This is a genomic window from Streptomyces sp. JJ66 (assembly GCF_019303495.1).
GTDB lineage: Bacteria > Actinomycetota > Actinomycetes > Streptomycetales > Streptomycetaceae > Streptomyces.
The window spans coordinates 33,476-51,156 of the sequence record NZ_JAEVFI010000003.1; the positions used below are offsets into that span (position 1 = coordinate 33,476).

The following is a 17,681-nucleotide window of genomic DNA, read 5'->3' on the forward strand; positions in this document are numbered from 1 at the left end:
GTCAGGCGTCCTCGCCGTCTTCGCTGGCGTCATCGGGGTCAGCTGGGTCAGCTGGGTCAGCGGGGTCAGCTGGGTCATCAGCGTCAGCGCCGGGCTTGCGGTACGGGTCCGCCTCGCCCGCGTAGGAGGCGCCAGAGGCGCCCGCCCGCACCTGGGCGTCGGACTCCTTGGCCCGGGCCAGCAGGTCGTCGATGGTGCGGGCGTTCTCCGGGAGGGCGTCGGGGACGAAGGTCAGGCTCGGGGTGAAGCGCACTCCGGTCTGGCGTCCGACCTCCGAGCGCAGTACGCCCTTGGCGGACTCCAGTGCGGCGGCGGAGGCGGTGCGCTCGTCGTCGTCTCCGTAGACGGTGTAGAAGACGGTCGCTTCCCGCAGGTCACCGGTGACGCGGGTGTCGGTGATCGTGACATAGCCGAGCCGCGGGTCCTTGATCCGTCGCTGCAGGGTCTCGGCGACGACCACCCGGATGCGGTCAGCCAGCTTGCGGGCCCGCGCGGTGTCGGTCATGTGATCACTCTTTCCGTTCCGGTCATGGGTCGAAGGGTGGGCCGCCGGGCGGCCGCGGGTGCGGCGCGCGCGGCGGCGGGGTGGGTCAGTCGTCGTCCTCGCCGTGGAAGCGCCGTCGCACGGACAGCAGCTCCACCTCGGGGCGGGCGGCGACCAGGCGCTCGCAGTGGTCGAGCACATCGACGGCGTGGGCCGCGTCGCCCGAGACGACGGCGAGCCCGAGGCGGGCGCGGCGCAACAGGTCCTGTTCGCCCACCTCCGCGACGCTGACGGCGTGCTTGCGCTGCAGCTCGGCGACGATCGGGCGGACGACTGAACGCTTCTGCTTCAGCGAACGCACGTCGCCGAGCAGCAGGTCGAAGGACAGCGTCCCTACATACATGCGGTGCGGGTCAAAGCCGACCCGTGAGGCCTCATCCGCTGGTCCGGCAAGGGGCCAGGCGGTCCGTGTGGAACACCTGAAACCGTACACGTACCCGAGACCCCGCCTCGACGTATTAAACGGATCTTCAAACGCCGGGCCGGGGACAGCGGCGAGCCCGGGACGGACCACGCCGAGCGTGCTGCTCGGCGCACCCGCCCCGGGCCGATGCCGCTACGGCGAGCTGACGCGGGCGGCGCCAGGCCGCCCGCGTCAGCGCACCGCTAATCCGGGTCAGACCCGCGGCTTCTCGCGCATCTCGTAGGTGGCGATGATGTCGTCCACCTTGATGTCGTTGTAGCTGCCGAGGTTGATACCGCCCTCGAAGCCCTCGCGGATCTCGGTGACGTCGTCCTTGAACCGGCGCAGACCCACGATGTTGAGGTTCTCCGCGACGACCTTGCCGTCGCGCAGCAGGCGGGCCTTGGTGTTGCGCTTGACCTCGCCGGAGCGGATGAGGACACCGGCGATGTTGCCCAGCTTGGAGCTGCGGAAGATCTCACGGATCTCCGCCGTGCCCAGCTCGACCTCTTCGTACTCCGGCTTGAGCATGCCCTTGAGGGCTGCCTCGATCTCCTCGATCGCCTGGTAGATGACCGAGTAGTACCGGACGTCCACGCCCTCGCGCTCGGCCATCTGCGTCGCGCGGCCTTCGGCGCGGACGTTGAAGCCGATGACGATGGCGTCGGAGCCGGAGGCGAGGTTGATGTCCGACTCGGTGACCGCGCCGACGCCTCGGTGCAGCACCCGGATATCGACCTCCTCGCCGACGTCGAGCTGGAGCAGCGAGGACTCCAGGGCCTCGACCGAACCGGACGCGTCGCCCTTGATGATGAGGTTGAGCTGCTCGACCTCGCCCGCCTTGAGCACCTTGTCCAGGTCCTCCAGGGAGACCCTGCGGGTGCGCTTGGCGAAGGCGGCGTTGCGCTCACGGGCAGCGCGCTTCTCGGCGATCTGGCGGGCCGTGCGGTCCTCGTCCACCACCAGGAAGTTGTCGCCCGCTCCGGGGACGTTGGTCAGGCCCAGCACGAGCGCGGGCATGGAGGGCCCGGCTTCGGTGATGTTGTTGCCCTTGTCGTCGAGCATGGCGCGCACGCGGCCGTAGGCGTCGCCGACGACCATCGTCTCGCCCACCCGCAGGGTGCCGCGCTGGACCAGCACCGTGGCCACGGCACCGCGGCCGCGGTCGAGGTGGGCCTCGATGGCGATGCCCTGGGCGTACTGCTCCGGGTTGGCGCGCAGGTCGAGGGAGGCGTCCGCGGTGAGGACGACGGCCTCCAGCAGGCTGTCGATGTGCAGGCCCTGCTTGGCGGAGATGTCGACGAACATGGTGTCGCCGCCGTACTCCTCGGCCACCAGCCCGTACTCGGTGAGCTGGCCGCGCACCTTGGTCGGGTCGGCGCCCTCGACGTCGATCTTGTTGACCGCGACGACGATCGGCACGTCGGCCGCCTTGGCGTGGTTCAGCGCCTCGATCGTCTGCGGCATCACGCCGTCGTTGGCGGCGACGACCAGGATGGCGATGTCCGTGGACTTCGCACCACGGGCCCGCATGGCGGTGAACGCCTCGTGACCGGGGGTGTCGATGAAGGTGATGCGGCGCTCCTCGCCGTTGACCTCCGTCGCCGCCTGGTAGGCACCGATGTGCTGGGTGATGCCGCCGGCTTCGCCCTCGATGACGTTCGTCTTGCGGATCGCGTCGAGCAGGCGGGTCTTACCGTGGTCAACGTGACCCATGACGGTCACCACCGGCGGACGGGAGACGAGCGCTTCCTCGCCGCCCTCGTCCTCGCCGAACTCGATGTCGAAGGACTCCAGCAGCTCGCGGTCCTCCTCCTCCGGGCTGACGATCTGGACGACGTAGTTCATCTCCTCGCCGAGGAGCGTGAGCGTTTCGTCCGGCACCGACTGCGTGGCGGTGACCATCTCACCCAGGTTGAACATCACCTGGACGAGCGACGCCGGGTTGGCGTTGATCTTCTCCGCGAAGTCCGTGAGGGAGGCACCACGCGACAGGCGAACCGTCTCGCCCTTGCCGCGCGGCAGCATCACGCCGCCGATGGACGGCGCCTGCATCTGCTCGTACTCCTGGCGCCGCTGCCGCTTCGACTTGCGGCCACGACGCGCCGGACCGCCGGGACGGCCGAACGCACCCTGGGTGCCGCCACGGCCGCCGGGACCGCCGGGGCGTCCGCCGAAACCGGGACGGCCACCACCGCCGCCACCGGGACGGCCGGCGAAGCCACCGCCACCCCCGGGACGTCCGGCGAAACCGCCGCCGCCACCGGGACGGCCGCCGCCACCGGGGCGGCCGCCGGGACCGCCGGGACGGCCGCCGGGACCACCGCGTCCCGGGCCGGGACGCGGCCCTGCGGCAGGACGCTGCGGCATCATGCCCGGGTTCGGACGCGGGCCGCCGGGACCACCGCCGGGACGCGGGCCACCACCGGCGGCCTGCGGACGGGGCATGTTGCCCGGCGAGGGACGGCCGCCGCCGGGAGCCTGCGGACGCGGGCCTCCCTGGCCGCTGGGGCCACCGGGACCGCCGGGGCGGCCGCCGGGCTTGGGAGCGCCGCCGGGCCGCGGGGCCTGCGGACGGGCCATGCCCGTGTTACCGCCCGAGGTGAAGGGGTTGTTGCCCGGACGCGGGCCGGATGAACGGCCGCCGGACTTGGCGCCGGGCGCCGCGGGACGGGGCGCACCCGGCTTCGGGGCGCCCGGACGCGCGCCGGGCTTGGGGCCAGCCTGGCCGCTGGCCTGGCCACCGGCCTGGCCGGCGGGCGGCGCGGTGAACTCCGGCCGCGAGGGGCTGGGCTTGGGCGCGGCGGGACGGGCCGAGGCCGCGGGGCTCGGCGCCGGCGCCTTGGGCGCCGCGGGCCCCGGCTTGGGGGCCTCGGGGCCCGGCTTGGGAGCCTCGCCGCCGGGGCGAGGGGTCTCCGGGCCCGGCTTGGGGGCCGCGGACGGGCGCGGGGCGCCCGGCTTGGGGGCAGCCGGACGGGCGGTGGCCCCCGGCTTGGGCGCACCCGGCTTGGGGGCGCTGGACTTCTGCGGTGCCGCCGGCTTCGCGGCGGGTTTCGCCGACTTCTTCGTGCCGCCGCCAGACGCGCCGAACGCGTCGGTCAGCTTGCGCACGACCGGCGCCTCGATGGTCGAGGACGCCGAACGGACGAATTCGCCGAGTTCTTGGAGCTTGGCCATGACGACCTTGCTTTCCACTCCAAGCTCCTTGGCGAGCTCGTATACCCGGACCTTAGCCACTTCGCTCCTTAGACGGTCCGGGGTGGGCGCCGCCGGACCTTCGCTACTTGTGCATGGGCGTACTCATCGCGTACTCATCGAGTGCTCATCGCAATCTCGACCTACTTCCGACTCGCGAGGTACCTCGTCCCGCAGTCCGCCTGACGGACGTACGGGTCTTCTTACGGTTGCGCCTGCTGCACGCGCCGACGCACGGCATCCGCTGTGAGCGTTCCGGCGCGGCCCTTCCGGCGGAAGGCCCGTGCGAACGCCCGGCGGCGGATCGCCAGGTCGAGGCAGGCAAGGCTGGGATGCACATACGCACCCCGGCCGGGCAGCGTACCGCGAAGATCGGGGACACATGCGCCCTCGATCACCACCACACGCAGCAGATCGGCCTTGGCCGAGCGTTTCCTGCACCCCACGCAGGTGCGTTCGGGGCAGGCGCGGGTTCGCGTCCGGCCAGACACTGTTGAAGTCTACCTCCCTGCGTGATGGTTCCCCTGGCGGGGGGTAACCACGGCGTCGCCGTCCGAGCGGACCGCCGGGCACGGGGCGTGCCGGGCGCCGCCGGGGCGCCCGGTGCCTGTGCCGCACACCACTCTCCCGGGGTACGGCCCGCTACGCTCCGGGCCCTGCGGCCTCACCCTCCGGGGCTGCGTCAGCGGTGTCCGGCCGGATGTCGATGCGCCAGCCGGTGAGGCGGGCGGCGAGCCGGGCGTTCTGGCCCTCCTTGCCGATCGCCAGCGACAGCTGGTAGTCGGGCACGGTGACGCGGGCGGAGCGGGCGTCCTCATCGACAACGTCCACCTTGCTCACCCGCGCCGGGGACAGGGCGTTGGCCACCAGCTCGGCCGGGTCGTCCGACCAGTCGACGATGTCGATCTTCTCGCCGTTCAGCTCGGCCATGACGTTGCGCACCCGGCCCCCCATCGGCCCGATGCACGCGCCCTTGGCGTTGAGCCCGGACCGGGTGGAGCGCACGGCGATCTTCGTGCGGTGACCGGCCTCCCGGGCGACGGCGGCGATCTCCACCGAGCCGTCGGCGATCTCCGGCACCTCCAGCGCGAACAGCTTGCGCACCAGGTTCGGGTGGGTGCGCGAGAGGGTGACGGACGCGCCGCGCACCCCCTTGGCGACCCGCACCACGTAGGAGCGCAGCCGGGTGCCGTGCCGGTAGTCCTCACCGGGCACCTGCTCCTGCGGCGGCAGGATGGCTTCCATCTTGCCGATGTCCACCAGCACGTTCTTCGGGTCCTTGCCCTGCTGCACGACGCCGGTGACGATGTCGCCCTCCCGGCCCGCGTACTCGCCGAAGGTCAGCTCCTCCTCGGCGTCCCGCAGGCGCTGGAGGATGACCTGCTTGGCCGTCGTGGCGGCGATGCGGCCGAAACCACTCGGGGTGTCGTCGAACTCGCGCGGCTCGGCGCCCTCGGGCAGGTCGGCCGGGTCCTCGGTGGCCCACACCGTCACGTGGCCGCTGTGGCGGTCCAGCTCGACGCGGGCGGTGCGGCGGCTGCCCTCGGTGCGGTGGTAGGCGATGAGGAGCGCGGCCTCGATCGCCTCGACCAGCAGGTCGAAGGAGATCTCCTTCTCCCGTACGAGTCCCCGCAGGGCACTCATGTCGATGTCCACGGCTACGCCTCCTCGTCGTTCTCGTCGCGCGCGGCGGCGCCGCTGCTGTCGCTCTTCTTGCCCGGGCGGCTGAACTCGATCTCGACTCTGGCCCGGGCGATCTCGCCGAACTCCACCCGGTGCGCGGTCGGCTTGCGGCCCTTCACGCCGGGGACCTCCAGATCGAGCCCGGCGTCGTCCACGGCCAGCAGACGGGCGGTGAGGTCACCGCCCTCGTGCAGCCGCAGCGCCAGCAGGCGGCCCACGGCACGGCGGTAGTGCCGCGGCTCGGTCAGCGGCCGGTCGGCTCCGGGGGAGGTCACCTCCAGCACGTAGGGCGCGGCGCCCATCGCGTCGTGCTCGTCCAGCACCGCGGAGCAGGCGCGGCTCAGTTCGGCGCAGGCGTCCAGCTCCACGCCGTCGTCGGAGTCCACGACGACCTTGAGCACGCGGCGCTTGCCGGCGGGGGTGACGGTCAGCTCTTCCAGGTCCAGCCCGCGCTCGGTGACGAGCGGTTCCAGCAGCCCGCGCAGCCGGTCGTTCTGGGTGGTGCTCATCCGGGTGACTCCTCGGCCGCGTCTGCTGTTGTCCGGGCGGTAAAGACGGCGTCGCCGCGCACGTCCCGGCGTGACCGGGGACAGCCTAGCGCCTCCCACCAACGTCACCGACCCGCACGCTCCCGTGCCGCCGCTCGGGTGGACCAGGCCCGTCCGGTCGGGTGCCGCTGCGGGCGGCCGTGGGGAGGCCGGGCGGGGCGCGGAAGGACGCCGGGTACGCTCACCGGGCGGTGATCACCTGTTCTGGCACCGCTCCTTCAGCCGATTCAGCCGACTGTCTGCCTGTGGGGTGTACGTGGTGTCGATTCCGCCCGGGCGGCCGCGCAGACGTGGCGTGCTGGCGGCCGGTGCGCTGGCCGTGGCGCTGGCCGGGTGCAGCGGCGAGACCGAGCGGAAGCGGACCGAGCGGCGGGACGCCGAGCGCGGCCGGGCGCTGCGGCGGGAGGCGGCCGGGCAGAGCGCGGCGCTGCTGGAGCGCTACCGGGCGACCATCGCGGCGCACCCGGCGCTGTCCGAGCGGCTGGCGCCGATGCGCGGCCACGTGGCCCGGCACCTGGACGCCTTCGGCGGCCCCCGCGCGAGCGGCGCGGACGCGCGGACAGCGCGCCCGGCTCCGGTGCCCGGGGACGAGGACGCCGCACTGAAGGAGCTGGCCGCCGCCGAGCGCGAGACCGCGCGGGCCCGTGGCCGGGCGCTGACCGGCGCGCCGCCGGAGCTGGCCCGGCTGCTGGCGTCGGTGGCGGCGGCGGGCGAGGTGCACGCGTACCTGCTGGGCGAGGCATAGGACGGGGGCTTTCCAGGTGGTGTTCCAGGTGCTGCCCGAAGCAACCCAGGTGGGGGCCGTGGGGGCCGTGGAGGATACGGACGGGGCGAGGCGGGGCGCCGAGCTGACGGCGGCGCAGGCGGCGCTGGCCGCCGAGCACGCCGCCGTGTACGGCTACGGAGTGATCGGCGCGCGGGTCGGGGACGACCGGCGGCAGGCGGCCCGGGACGCGTACGCCGCGCACCGGGCGCGCCGCGAGGTGCTGGCGCGGCGCGTACGGGACCTGGGCGCCACGCCCCGGGCGGCCAGGGCCGGTTACGCCCTGCCCTACCCCGTCCCGGATGCCGTGGCGGCGGCCCGGTTCGCGGCTGAGCTGGAGGACCGGGTGGCGGGTGTGTACGCCGACCTGGTGCGGGCGGCGACGGGGGCGGTGCGGCAGGAGGCGGCGGGCGCGCTGCGCGAAGCGGCACTCCGGTCGGCACGCTGGCGCGGCGGCGGCGTAGCCTTCCCTGGGCTCGCCGAGCACCCGGATGCGCCCGCGCCGGTAGCCGACGCGCAGGACGCCGAGGCGGCCGACGGCTCCGACACCACGGGCGCCGCCGGAGACCACTAGCACCGGCGTACCGACGCGGCACCCGGCGTCGCCCCGGCGCCGGGCCCGCCCGGTGGGACGCACCGAACGACACGCACCCGAGGAAAGGCACCGCGCAGCACATGGCTTCCGCCCCGCATCCGGAACCGCCACAGCGCCTGGTCAACTTCCTGGGCGGCCCGGACCACCCGTGGCTCACCGGGCTCGACGCGCTGACGCGGGAGCTGCTGACGCGGTGGGAGCTGACGGCCGAGCGTCCGGCGCTGCCGGGCGGCCGGACCAGCCTGGTGCTGCTGGTCCGGCAGGCCGACGGCAGCCCGGCCGTGCTGAAGCTGTGCGGACCCGGGGCACGGCTCAGACCCGGTGATCCCACCACCGCGCGCCCGGAACCGGCCGCGCAGGCCGAGGCGGAGGCGGCGGCGCTGGCCCGGTGGGGCGGGCTGGGCGCGGTACGGCTGCTGCGCGCGGACCCCGGTGCGGGAGCGCTGCTGCTGGAGCGGCTGCACGGGGAGATGTCGCTGCGTTCGCTGCCGGAGGCGAAGGCGATGCTGGAAGCGGCGTCCGCGGTGCGGCGGCTGTGGGTGCCGCCCGGCGAGGGGTGCCGCTTCCCCACGGTCGCGGGGCACACCGCCGTCGAGGTGGACGGTGTGCTGGGGCGGGCCCCGGAGGCGGTGCGTCCCCTGGTGGACGCCGCGCTGCTGGCCCGCGAGGAGCTGCTGGCCGGGGACGGCGGCGGCCCGGGCGTGCTGCTGCACGGGGACTTCCGGCAGGGCGCGGTGCTGGCCTCGGACGCCGAGCGTGCCCCCTGGCTGGCCGTCGGCCCCGAACCGCTCGTGGGGGAACCGGCGTTCGACCTGGCCCGGCTGGCGAGGGACCGGCTGCACGACCTGGTCGCCTCGCCCGGCGCGCCCGCCGCCACCCGGCGCCGGGTGCACAAGCTGGCCGACTCCCTGGACGTGGACGCCGACCGGCTGCGCGGCTGGACGCTGTACCGGGCGGTGGAGTCCGGCGTGCGGCACCTGCTGCGCGGCGACCGCCAGGACGGCGAACTGCTCCTGGAGTTCGCGGGCTGGCTGTAGTGGTGTGGTCCGCCTACCCCGCCGCCGCGTGCAGGCGGCGCAGCGGCAGGGGCGCGCCCATGACGGCGTAGGGGCTGGGGGCGCTGGGGAAGAGGACGCCGCGGGCGAGGTCGCGGTAGCCCAGGCGGTGGTAGAGGGCGCGGGCGGGGCTGTCGGTGTCCACGGCGGAGAGGATCGAGCGGGGCTCGGCCGCCGCGTCGGTGAGGGTGGTGATGAGCCGGGCGCCGATGCCGTGCCGCTGGTAGCCGGGGTGGACGTGCAGTTCGGTGATGGTGAACGCGCCGTCCAGCCAGGCGTCGTGTCCGGCCCGGCGCAGATAGGGCTCGACGACGGTCGACCACCACTGGCCCCGGTCGTTGGGCAGGCCGTAGATGAAGCCGACCAGGTGTCCGGCAGGCGTCAGGGCGCCCAGCGCGCGGGCGCCCGGAGCCGTCAGGTGGCGCAGCACGATCGGGCGGCGGATGGCGACCTCGTCTTCGCTGAGCCCGAACGCGAGCGCCTGGACCGCCAGTGCCTCATCTACCCGTGCCGCCAGATCCAGCGCTTGCACCACCACGTCTGCCATGGTCAGAGCGTACGTCGGCGGGGCGGGCCGGTTCAGCCGCTCGCGGGTGGCCATGCGCCCAGCGGGCCGGTGAGGTAGCCCTGCACGGTCGGCGCGACGGCGGCCACGACCTCGTCGCGGGTCATCGCCGCCAGCGGTTCGACACGGACGAGGTACCGCGTCATCGCCAGCCCGACGAGCTGCGAAGCGACGAGCGAGGCCCGCACCCGGGGCGCGTCCCCGCCCAGCGCCTCGGCCACCGGGGTCAGGACCTCCCCGGTGATGAATTCCCGCAGCATCCGGGCGGCGGCCTCGTGGGGGACGGCCGAGCGCAGGATGCCGCGCATCTGCTGGGACGTCTCCTCTCCCTCCCACAGGCGGAGGAACGCGCGCAGCAGCCGCTCCCCCGCGCCGCCCGCGCCGCCGTCGAGCACCCCGGCGACGACGGTGCGAGGGTGCAGTGTCTCCTGCATCGACGCGGCGAACAGCCCTTCCTTGGAGCCGAAGAAGTGGTGCACCAGCGCCGCGTCCACACCGGCGTCCTGCGCGATGGCGCGGAGGGACGCACCGCCGTACCCCTGCTCGGCGAAGCGCGTCCGCGCGGCCTGGAGGATGGCCTGACGGCTCACGGTGGCGCCGGGCCTGCGCCCGGTGCGCTTGGGCGCGGTCTCGCGCTCGCCGGCGGGCACCGCGTCACCTCCCCGTGGGTCAACGGAACTCAACGGTACCGGGGATAACCGGGACAGGACGCCCCGGCGCGGGCAGCGGGAGCCTGCCTCCGCCCTCGGCAGGCTGGCTCAAGCAGCTGCCCAGGCGGTATGGGCCAGCACACCCGGCTCACGGCGGGCAGACCCAACCGCGGCGGCCTCAGAACAGCACGCTCATGAACGCGCCCACCTCGCGGAAGCCGACGCGGCGGTACGCGGCCCGGGCCGCGGTGTTGAAGTCGTTGACGTAGAGGCTGACGACCGGGGCGAACTCCGCCAGCGCGTACCGCAGCACGGCCGCCATGCCGTGCACCGACAGGCGTTCCCCGCGCCGCTCCGGGGCCACCCACACGCCCTGAATCTGGCACGCCTCGGTGGTGACGGCGCCGATCTCCGCCTTGAACACCACCTTGCCGTCCTCGAATCGCGCGAACGCCCGTCCGGACCCGACCAGCTCCGCGACCCGCGCCTGGTAGACCAGCCCGCCGTCACCCGCGAGCGGGGAGACGCCGACCTCCTCGGTGAACATCGCCACGCACGCCGGGAGCACCGACTCCAGCTCTTCCTTGCGCACGCGTCGCACCCGCGGGTCCGGGGCGATGCTCGCGGACGGCGCGTCGGCCACCATCAGCGGCTGCCGTGCCCTGACCGCGCGGGCCGGGCCCCAGTGCGGCTCCAGGCACCGCCACAACTCGGCGGTGGCCGCGTCCGGGCCGACGATCGAGGAGCACCGGCGCCCCTGCCTGCGCGCTCGCTCCGCGAACGCCGCGAGGGCCTCGGGTCCGGCGCACACCGGGACCAGGTTCGCCCCCGCGTAGCACAGCGAGGTCAGCCGTCCGCCGCTGTACCAGCCCCACATCTCGCCGCCGAGCCGCCACGGGTCAAGACCGGAGGCACGGACTCGTGCCGTGACGAAGGCGTTGGCGACGGGCTCCCGGTTCAGCACGGCCAGCGCCTCGTCCAGGTCCTCCGGCGTCAGGGGCCGGGTCGAAGTCGTCGTCAACACGTGCGAAGAGGTGCCTCACGGTGCGGGGCCCTGCCGGGGGCGGGGCCGGGGAAACGATCCCTCACGGGGCGATTCTCCGCACTGTACCCCTGCGAGATACGCACCCGCGGCGAGCCCCGCTCGCGGAAACCGGGTGCCTTGCGCTCCAGAGCCCCGGGGGGCTTTGTCGCGGTCCTCACTCCCCCCGGCTGCCGCTGGGCGGCGGGCGCCTCAGGCCACCGTCACCTGCGGCTCGCCGGACGGCTCGCCCGCGTCCTGCAGCTGCTCGGCGATCTTCATCGCCTCCTCGATCAGCGTCTCGACGATCTTCGACTCCGGCACCGTCTTGATGACCTCGCCCTTGACGAAGATCTGCCCCTTGCCGTTGCCGGAGGCGACGCCGAGGTCCGCCTCGCGCGCCTCCCCGGGGCCGTTGACGACGCAGCCCATGACGGCGACGCGCAGCGGGACGTCCATGCCGGTCAGGCCCGCCGTCACCTCTTCGGCCAGCTTGTAGACGTCCACCTGGGCGCGGCCGCAGGAGGGGCAGGAGACGATCTCCAGGCCGCGCTCGCGCAGGCCCAGGGACTCAAGGATCTGGATGCCGACCTTGACCTCTTCCGCCGGCGGTGCGGACAGCGAGACGCGGATGGTGTCGCCGATGCCCTCACTGAGCAGCGCGCCGAAGGCGACGGCGGACTTGATCGTGCCCTGGAAGGCGGGCCCGGCCTCGGTGACGCCCAGGTGCAGCGGGTAGTCACACCGCTCGGCCAGCAGCCGGTAGGCGTTCACCATGACCACCGGGTCGTTGTGCTTGACGGAGATCTTGATGTCGCGGAAGCCGTGCTCCTCGAACAGCGAGCACTCCCACAGCGCCGACTCCACCAGCGCCTCCGGGGTGGCCTTGCCGTGCTTGCGCAGCAGGCGCTTGTCCAGCGAACCGGCGTTGACGCCGATGCGGATGGGCGTGCCCGACTGCGACGCGGCGCGCGCGATCTCCTTCACCTTGTCGTCGAACTGCTTGATGTTGCCGGGGTTCACGCGCACCGCCGCACAGCCGGCGTCGATCGCGGCGAAGACGTACTTGGGCTGGAAGTGGATGTCGGCGATGACCGGGATCTGCGACTTGCGGGCGATGGTGGCCAGCGCGTCGGCGTCGTCCTGGGTGGGGCAGGCGACGCGCACGATCTGGCAGCCCGAGGCCGTCAGCTCGGCGATCTGCTGGAGCGTGGCGCCGATGTCGGAGGTGCGGGTGGTGGTCATCGACTGCACGGACACGGGCGCGTCCCCGCCGACGGACACGGTGCCGACCTGGATCGGGCGGCTCTTGCGCCGCTCCGCGAGCTTGATCGGTACGGACGGCATTCCCAGCGCGATCGCTGTCATCTGGCGCAACCCCAAGGTGTGGTACACGGTGCCGAGAACGGCAGGCTCCAGCCCCGAGATTACGGCACTCCACCGCACCTGAGCACACCGCGCCCGGTGCCCCGGCTAAAAGGCGAGGCACCGGGCGCACCCGCGATGCGCCCGGTGTGCGCCAGAGCGCGCCGCCGCTAGTTCGTAAGCCGCACCGGGTTGACCACGTCCGCGACGAGGACGAGCAGCGTGAAGCAGATGAACACCCCGGCCACCACATAGGCGACAGGCATGAGCTTGGCCACGTCGAACGGCCCCGGGTCCGGCCGCCGCAGCAGTTTGGCGAAGAACCGCCGTACCGACTCCCACAGCGCGCCGGCGACGTGACCGCCGTCCAGCGGCAGCAGCGGCAGCATGTTGAACAGGAACAGCGACAGGTTGAACGCGGCCACCAGCAGCAGCATGACCGCCACCCGCTGGGTCGCCGGGATTTCCAGCGCGAAGATGTCGCCGCTCACGCGGGCCGCGCCGACGACGCCGACCGGTGAGTCCTGCGCGCGTTCGCCGCCGTTGAACGCCGCCTCCCACAGCCCCGGGATCTTCGACGGCACCGCGAGGAGCGCCTGGAAGCCGTCGGTCATCATGTCGCCCATGCGGTCCACGGCCTGCGGGAAGCTGTGCCGCACCACGCCGGTGGCGGGCGCGAAGCCGAGGAAGCTGGCCTGCACGTACTCGTCGGCGACGTAGTTGCCCTGGTCGTCGATCTTGGTGACGGTGTTCTGGATCGGCTCGGCCGTCAGCGTGAGGCGTTCGCCGTCCCGCAGGACGGTGAGCGTCACCGTGCCCTCGGCGTCACGGATGCGCTGCTGCAGGGTGTCCCACTGGTCGATCTCGGTGCCGTCGAAGGCGACGATCTGGTCCCCGGCCCGCAGCCCCGCCGCGTTGGCCGGGGTGGGCGGGGCGTCCTTAGGACACGTGTCCGTGCGGGCGTCCGCGGCGACGACGCACTCCGAGACGCTGCTGACCGTCGTCGTCGTGGTGTTCATGCCGAACGTCATCAGCACGCCGAGGAAGATCGCCACCGCGAGGATCAGGTTCATGAACGGACCGGCGAACATGACGATGATCCGCTTCCACGGCTTGCGGGTGTAGAACAGCCGCTTCTCATCGCCGGGCCGCAGTTCCTCGTAGGCGGCGGCGCGGGCGTCCTCGATCATGCCGCGGAACGGTGAGGTGGAACGCTGGCGCACCTGGCCGTCGTCACCGGGCGGGAACATGCCGATCATGCGGATGTAGCCGCCAAGCGGGATGGCCTTGATGCCGTACTCGGTCTCGCCCCGGCGCCGGGAGAAGAGCGTCGGGCCGAACCCCACCATGTACTGCGGCACGCGGATGCCGAACATCTTCGCGGTGCTCAGGTGGCCCAGTTCGTGCCAGGCGATGGAGAACAGCAGGCCGAAGACGAAGACGACTATCCCCAGGATGGTCATGAAAGCCGTCATGCGCGGGCCTCCGCTGTCGTGGTCCGGTGCTGTGCCGCCAGTTCGCGGGCCCGTGCCCGCGCCCACCTCTCCGCGTCGAGTACGGCGTCCAGCGTCAGGCCCGTGCCCGGCGGACGACCGTGTTCCTCGACCACAGCGGCCACCGTATCCATGATTGCGGGGAACGGCAGCCTGCCCGCGAGGAAGGCCCCGACGCACTCCTCGTTCGCCGCGTTGTAGACGGCCGGGGCGGTCCCCCCGAGCGCACCGACGTGCGCGGCCAGCGGCACGGCCGGGAAAGCCTGCTCGTCCAGCGGGTAGAAGTCCCAGCTCATGGCCTTCGTCCAGTCGAAGACGGGACCGGCGTCCGGTACCCGGGCGGGCCAGCCCAGCGCCAGCGCGATCGGCAGCCGCATGTCCGGCGGCCCACACTGGGCGAGCGTGGAGCCGTCGGTGAACTCCACCATCGAGTGGATCGCCGACTGCGGATGGACGACGACCTGGATGCGCTCGAAGGGCACGTCGTACAGCAGGTGGGCCTCGATGACCTCCAGCCCCTTGTTGACGAGCGTCGCGGAGTTGACGGTGATGACCGGGCCCATCGCCCACGTCGGATGGGCCAGCGCCTCCTTCGGCGTGACGTGTGCCAGCTCCGCCCGGGTACGGCCGCGGAACGGTCCGCCGGACGCGGTGACGAGCAGCTTGCGCACCTCGGGCCGCGTCCCGCCCATCAGGGCCTGGAACAGCGCGGAGTGCTCGGAGTCCACCGGGATGATCTGCCCCGGCCGGGCCAGCGCCTTCACCAGCGGGCCGCCCACGATCAGCGACTCCTTGTTGGCCAGCGCCAGCAGACGTCCGGCCTTCAGCGCGGCGAGGGTGGGACGCAGACCGATGGAACCGGTGATGCCGTTGAGCACGGTGTGGCAGGGGGACGCCGCCAGCTCCGCCGCCGCGTCCGCACCGGCCAGCACCTCGGGCACCGGCTCGCCGACGCCGTACTCCGCGCGCAACGCCTGCCGCAGCTCAGGAGCCTTGTCCGCCTGCGCGATCGCCACGGTACGCACCTGCAGGCGGTGCGCCTGCCCCGCGAGCAGCCCGACCCGGCCGCCGTTCGCCGACAGGCCCGTCACCCGGAAGCGCTCCGGGTTGGCCAGCACCACGTCGATGGCCTGCGTTCCGATCGACCCCGTCGAACCGAGGATCACCACGTCCCGCGGGCCCTCGTCCGTACCGTCCCCCACGGGGTAGCTGACCTGCGGGTCAGCGAGCATCTCCGTCATGCCCCCATTGTGTCCGCTGACCGCGCTACGGGGGACCCCGCCCCGCACGGCTGCCGGGCGGCCCCGGCGTCCCCGGCCGCTGCCGCGACACACTGACGCCGTTCCCTCCCCCGGGGGCGAAGTCTGTGTTAGCGTTGTCCCCAGTTGCAGTTTTGGTACCCATGAACTTCGCATGCGTCTGCTGGGATGTAACCCACAGGCGCATTTGTTTTACCGGTCTTCTCCGGATGGGCTCAATGCGGCGGCTCAGCGATGCGCACTCGCGCATCCGGCAACACGCACCCACGAGGGAGAACGATATGGCCACCGGCACCGTGAAGTGGTTCAACTCGGAAAAGGGCTTCGGCTTCATCGCGCAGGACGGCGGCGGCGCCGACGTCTTCGCCCACTACAGCAACATCGCCACTCAGGGCTTCCGTGAGCTGCACGAGGGCCAGAAGGTGACCTTCGACGTCACCCAGGGCCAGAAGGGCCCGCAGGCGGAGAACATCCTCCCCGCCTGAAGCGCCTGACCCGCGTGACACCTCACGCCTGACGCCACTGGCGTACGCACGGATGGGGCCCGTCCTCCCGATCACCGGGAGAACGGGCCCCATCCCGTTTCCTGGCCGGTCCATCCCCCGCCCGGAGCAAGCGCCCGACCCCTCTGCGGCGGTCCGCGTTGCCCTCGGCGACCACGCCGTCGCCCGGCGCAGGCACCTACCCCGTGCGACCCCCGCGTGCCCACGGCCCTTACCTCACCCGCCACCCAGGTTCCACACAGCACACCCGAGGGCAACGACACCGACGGCCGCGAGCCCAGTGACCACGAGCACGCGGATCTCGTCGCGCCACCGGCTCACCCCGCGCCCCGGAAGCCGGGGGCGCAATCCGGGCAGGCACTCACCGGACACGACAGGTGGCGGTCGGGATGCGCCGTCGCCACCCGCGCCCAGCCCACGTACGCGAGCACCGCCGTCCGCGTACCGCAGCCGACACACGCTTTCCCCGTCAGCCGCTCCCCCGGCACCTCAGCGTCGAGTTCCAGTACGACGCACGGGCGTTCACGACGCGGCAACTCCGGGACGGTCACCGCAGCTCGCCACTGAGGTACTGCTCCCTGCGGTGAAGCAGCCGGTCCAGTTGCGCCCACTGGAGCTCCACCTGACCCGGTTCGAGGATGAGTTCCACGTCCGTGGAAGTGCCGTCGTCCCGGTGCAACGTCAGCGGTACGACACCACGTTCCCGCACCGGGTCGTACCGAACGTCCTGCTGCCTCGGCGTTACGTGCATGGGCATACCCTTCCGTCGCAGTGCGTAACGAACTGTGTACGCAGCACTAGCCTGACAGTGCATCATGCAGATCTGCAAGCGATACACGCAGTTCTGCATTACTGGCATATGCCAAGGCGGCACCGTCTGCTGTACTGGTCCGCTGTACGCCGACTGGACACCGGCGACCGCACCCCACATTGAACTTCGGGAAGGACACCCATGGCTGGTCCCACGGTGCGCAGGAGGCGGTTGGGCGCTGAACTGCGCGCCATGCGCGAAAGCTTGAGATACACGACTGAGGCCGTGGCACAGCGTTTCGGGTGGCATAACGCCAAGGTGTCTCGCATGGAGACGGGCCAGACCGCTGCCCGAGTCAGCGACGTAGAAGCACTGCTGGACCTCTACGAGATGCAAGACCCGCTGAAGCGCAAGGCTCTCCTGGCCCTGGCGCGCGACGGCAGTCGCAAAGGCTGGTGGCAGCGTTACAACGATGTACTGACCCCGGCCTACGCAGACTTCATCAGCCTGGAGGCCGATGCCGAGACCATGCAGACCTACGAGTCCGGCCTTGTGCCCGGTCTCTTTCAAACGGCCGGGTACGCCCGTGAGGTGATCTCAGCCATCAACATGACGGAGACACCAGGCGAGGTCAACCGTCTCGTAGAGGTCCGGCAAGCCCGACAGGCCGTGCTCACCCAGCCTGATCCGCTCACCGTGTGGGCTGTCATGGAAGAGACAGCGCTGCGCACGGAGATCACGGGCAAGCCGCATGTCATGCGGGAACAGTTGCACAGACTGCTGGACCTCTCCGCGCTGTCTAACATCACGCTCCAGGTCATCCCCAGCTCAGCAGGTCCGCACCCCGGGTTGAGCGGCGCCTTCGCGGTCCTGCGCTTCCCCGAAAGCCACGACCACGACGTGGCGTTGGTAGAAAACCTGACCAACGCCCTCTACATCGAGGAGCGTGCGGAGGTCGAACGCTACAACATGGCATTCCGTTGTATCGTCGCTGATGCTCTCTCCCGAGAAGCATCGTTGCGTCTGATCCACCGGCTGAAGAAGGAATCTCCGTGACAACACCCCCCGTTGAGACAAACCTTGTGGACCCCGACTGGATCACGTCCTCCTACAGCGGGGGGAACAACAACTGCGTGCAAGCCAGGCGCAAGGACCGCCGAGCCGCCGTGCGAGACTCCAAAGTGCCGGACGGTGCCGTGCTCGCCTTCCCTATGACCGGCTGGGACGCCTTCGTGGTTGGAGTACGCGAGGGTGGGCTCAGCGCGCACCGATAGGTCGGAAGAGCTAG

General features: G+C 72.2%; 19 protein-coding genes. 6 read left to right on the plus strand and 13 right to left on the minus strand.

The features are described from left to right. Position 1: 1 nt before the first annotated feature. The 6 genes from rbfA to rimP form a co-directional block, all read right to left on the minus strand. Positions 2-505 carry a 30S ribosome-binding factor RbfA gene (gene rbfA, locus JJV70_RS03675; protein ID WP_219046221.1) on the minus strand — a complete coding sequence of 168 codons (504 nt, stop codon included), beginning with the start codon at positions 503-505 and terminating at the stop codon, positions 2-4. An 85-nt stretch (positions 506-590) separates the two neighbouring features. Then, positions 591-887: a DUF503 domain-containing protein gene (locus JJV70_RS03680; RefSeq protein ID WP_219046222.1), complete on the minus strand. Its 297-nt coding sequence runs from the start codon at positions 885-887 to the stop codon at positions 591-593. 273 nt (positions 888-1,160) lie between these two features. Then, positions 1,161-4,184, minus strand: a complete 3,024-nt coding sequence (gene infB / locus JJV70_RS03685; protein ID WP_219046223.1) for a translation initiation factor IF-2 — start codon at positions 4,182-4,184, stop codon at positions 1,161-1,163. 161 nt (positions 4,185-4,345) lie between these two features. Further along, the gene (locus JJV70_RS03690) at positions 4,346-4,633 is read right to left on the minus strand and encodes a YlxR family protein (protein WP_219046224.1); all 288 of its coding nucleotides are present in this window, start codon (positions 4,631-4,633) and stop codon (positions 4,346-4,348) included. Between the two features lie 151 nt (positions 4,634-4,784). Then, the gene (gene nusA / locus JJV70_RS03695; RefSeq protein ID WP_219046225.1) at positions 4,785-5,798 is read right to left on the minus strand and encodes a transcription termination factor NusA; all 1,014 of its coding nucleotides are present in this window, start codon (positions 5,796-5,798) and stop codon (positions 4,785-4,787) included. A gap of 2 nt (positions 5,799-5,800) precedes the next feature. After that, complete coding sequence (gene rimP / locus JJV70_RS03700) at positions 5,801-6,334, minus strand: ribosome maturation factor RimP (protein ID WP_219046226.1); 534 nt, start codon at positions 6,332-6,334, stop codon at positions 5,801-5,803. Between the two features lie 298 nt (positions 6,335-6,632). Here rimP and JJV70_RS03705 point away from each other — a divergent pair, with 298 nt between their 5' ends. The 3 genes from JJV70_RS03705 (at position 6,633) to JJV70_RS03715 (ending at position 8,768) form a co-directional block, all read left to right on the plus strand. Next, the gene (locus JJV70_RS03705; RefSeq protein ID WP_308294668.1) at positions 6,633-7,118 is read left to right on the plus strand and encodes a hypothetical protein; all 486 of its coding nucleotides are present in this window, start codon (positions 6,633-6,635) and stop codon (positions 7,116-7,118) included. A 67-nt stretch (positions 7,119-7,185) separates the two neighbouring features. Beyond that, positions 7,186-7,710 carry a ferritin-like domain-containing protein gene (locus JJV70_RS03710; RefSeq protein ID WP_219046310.1) on the plus strand — a complete coding sequence of 175 codons (525 nt, stop codon included), beginning with the start codon at positions 7,186-7,188 and terminating at the stop codon, positions 7,708-7,710. A gap of 101 nt (positions 7,711-7,811) precedes the next feature. Next, positions 7,812-8,768: an aminoglycoside phosphotransferase family protein gene (locus tag JJV70_RS03715; protein ID WP_219046228.1), complete on the plus strand. Its 957-nt coding sequence runs from the start codon at positions 7,812-7,814 to the stop codon at positions 8,766-8,768. Between the two features lie 13 nt (positions 8,769-8,781). Here JJV70_RS03715 and JJV70_RS03720 read toward each other — a convergent pair whose 3' ends face one another. From JJV70_RS03720 to dxr, 6 genes are all read right to left on the minus strand, one after another. Further along, positions 8,782-9,333 (minus strand): GNAT family N-acetyltransferase, encoded by a 552-nt coding sequence (locus tag JJV70_RS03720; protein ID WP_219046229.1) that lies wholly within the window; start codon positions 9,331-9,333, stop codon positions 8,782-8,784. A gap of 32 nt (positions 9,334-9,365) precedes the next feature. Beyond that, entirely contained in the window at positions 9,366-10,001 is a 636-nt protein-coding gene (locus JJV70_RS23140) for a TetR family transcriptional regulator (protein ID WP_219046230.1), read from the minus strand. A gap of 178 nt (positions 10,002-10,179) precedes the next feature. Then, positions 10,180-11,025 carry a GNAT family N-acetyltransferase gene (locus JJV70_RS03730; RefSeq protein WP_219046231.1) on the minus strand — a complete coding sequence of 282 codons (846 nt, stop codon included), beginning with the start codon at positions 11,023-11,025 and terminating at the stop codon, positions 10,180-10,182. 210 nt (positions 11,026-11,235) lie between these two features. Beyond that, a complete protein-coding gene (gene ispG, locus JJV70_RS03735; RefSeq protein ID WP_219046232.1) occupies positions 11,236-12,390 on the minus strand; it encodes a flavodoxin-dependent (E)-4-hydroxy-3-methylbut-2-enyl-diphosphate synthase in 1,155 nt (384 codons plus the stop codon). Between the two features lie 167 nt (positions 12,391-12,557). Then, positions 12,558-13,862, minus strand: coding sequence for an RIP metalloprotease (locus JJV70_RS03740; protein ID WP_219046233.1), 1,305 nt, complete (start codon positions 13,860-13,862; stop codon positions 12,558-12,560). After that, the gene (gene dxr, locus JJV70_RS03745; protein WP_219046234.1) at positions 13,859-15,121 is read right to left on the minus strand and encodes a 1-deoxy-D-xylulose-5-phosphate reductoisomerase; all 1,263 of its coding nucleotides are present in this window, start codon (positions 15,119-15,121) and stop codon (positions 13,859-13,861) included. The genes JJV70_RS03740 and dxr overlap by 4 nt, the downstream gene beginning before the upstream one ends. A gap of 299 nt (positions 15,122-15,420) precedes the next feature. Here dxr and JJV70_RS03750 point away from each other — a divergent pair, with 299 nt between their 5' ends. Then, positions 15,421-15,624 (plus strand): cold-shock protein, encoded by a 204-nt coding sequence (locus JJV70_RS03750; protein ID WP_219046235.1) that lies wholly within the window; start codon positions 15,421-15,423, stop codon positions 15,622-15,624. 565 nt (positions 15,625-16,189) lie between these two features. On the opposite strand, the gene JJV70_RS03755 is transcribed toward JJV70_RS03750, so the two are convergent. Next, entirely contained in the window at positions 16,190-16,399 is a 210-nt protein-coding gene (locus JJV70_RS03755; RefSeq protein WP_219046236.1) for a hypothetical protein, read from the minus strand. A gap of 195 nt (positions 16,400-16,594) precedes the next feature. Here JJV70_RS03755 and JJV70_RS03760 point away from each other — a divergent pair, with 195 nt between their 5' ends. Together JJV70_RS03760 and JJV70_RS03765 are read left to right on the plus strand one after the other, a co-directional pair. Beyond that, a complete protein-coding gene (locus JJV70_RS03760; protein ID WP_257573316.1) occupies positions 16,595-17,449 on the plus strand; it encodes a helix-turn-helix transcriptional regulator in 855 nt (284 codons plus the stop codon). Positions 17,450-17,475: 26 nt separating this feature from the next. Then, positions 17,476-17,667: a DUF397 domain-containing protein gene (locus JJV70_RS03765; RefSeq protein WP_219046238.1), complete on the plus strand. Its 192-nt coding sequence runs from the start codon at positions 17,476-17,478 to the stop codon at positions 17,665-17,667. Positions 17,668-17,681: the final 14 nt, after the last annotated feature.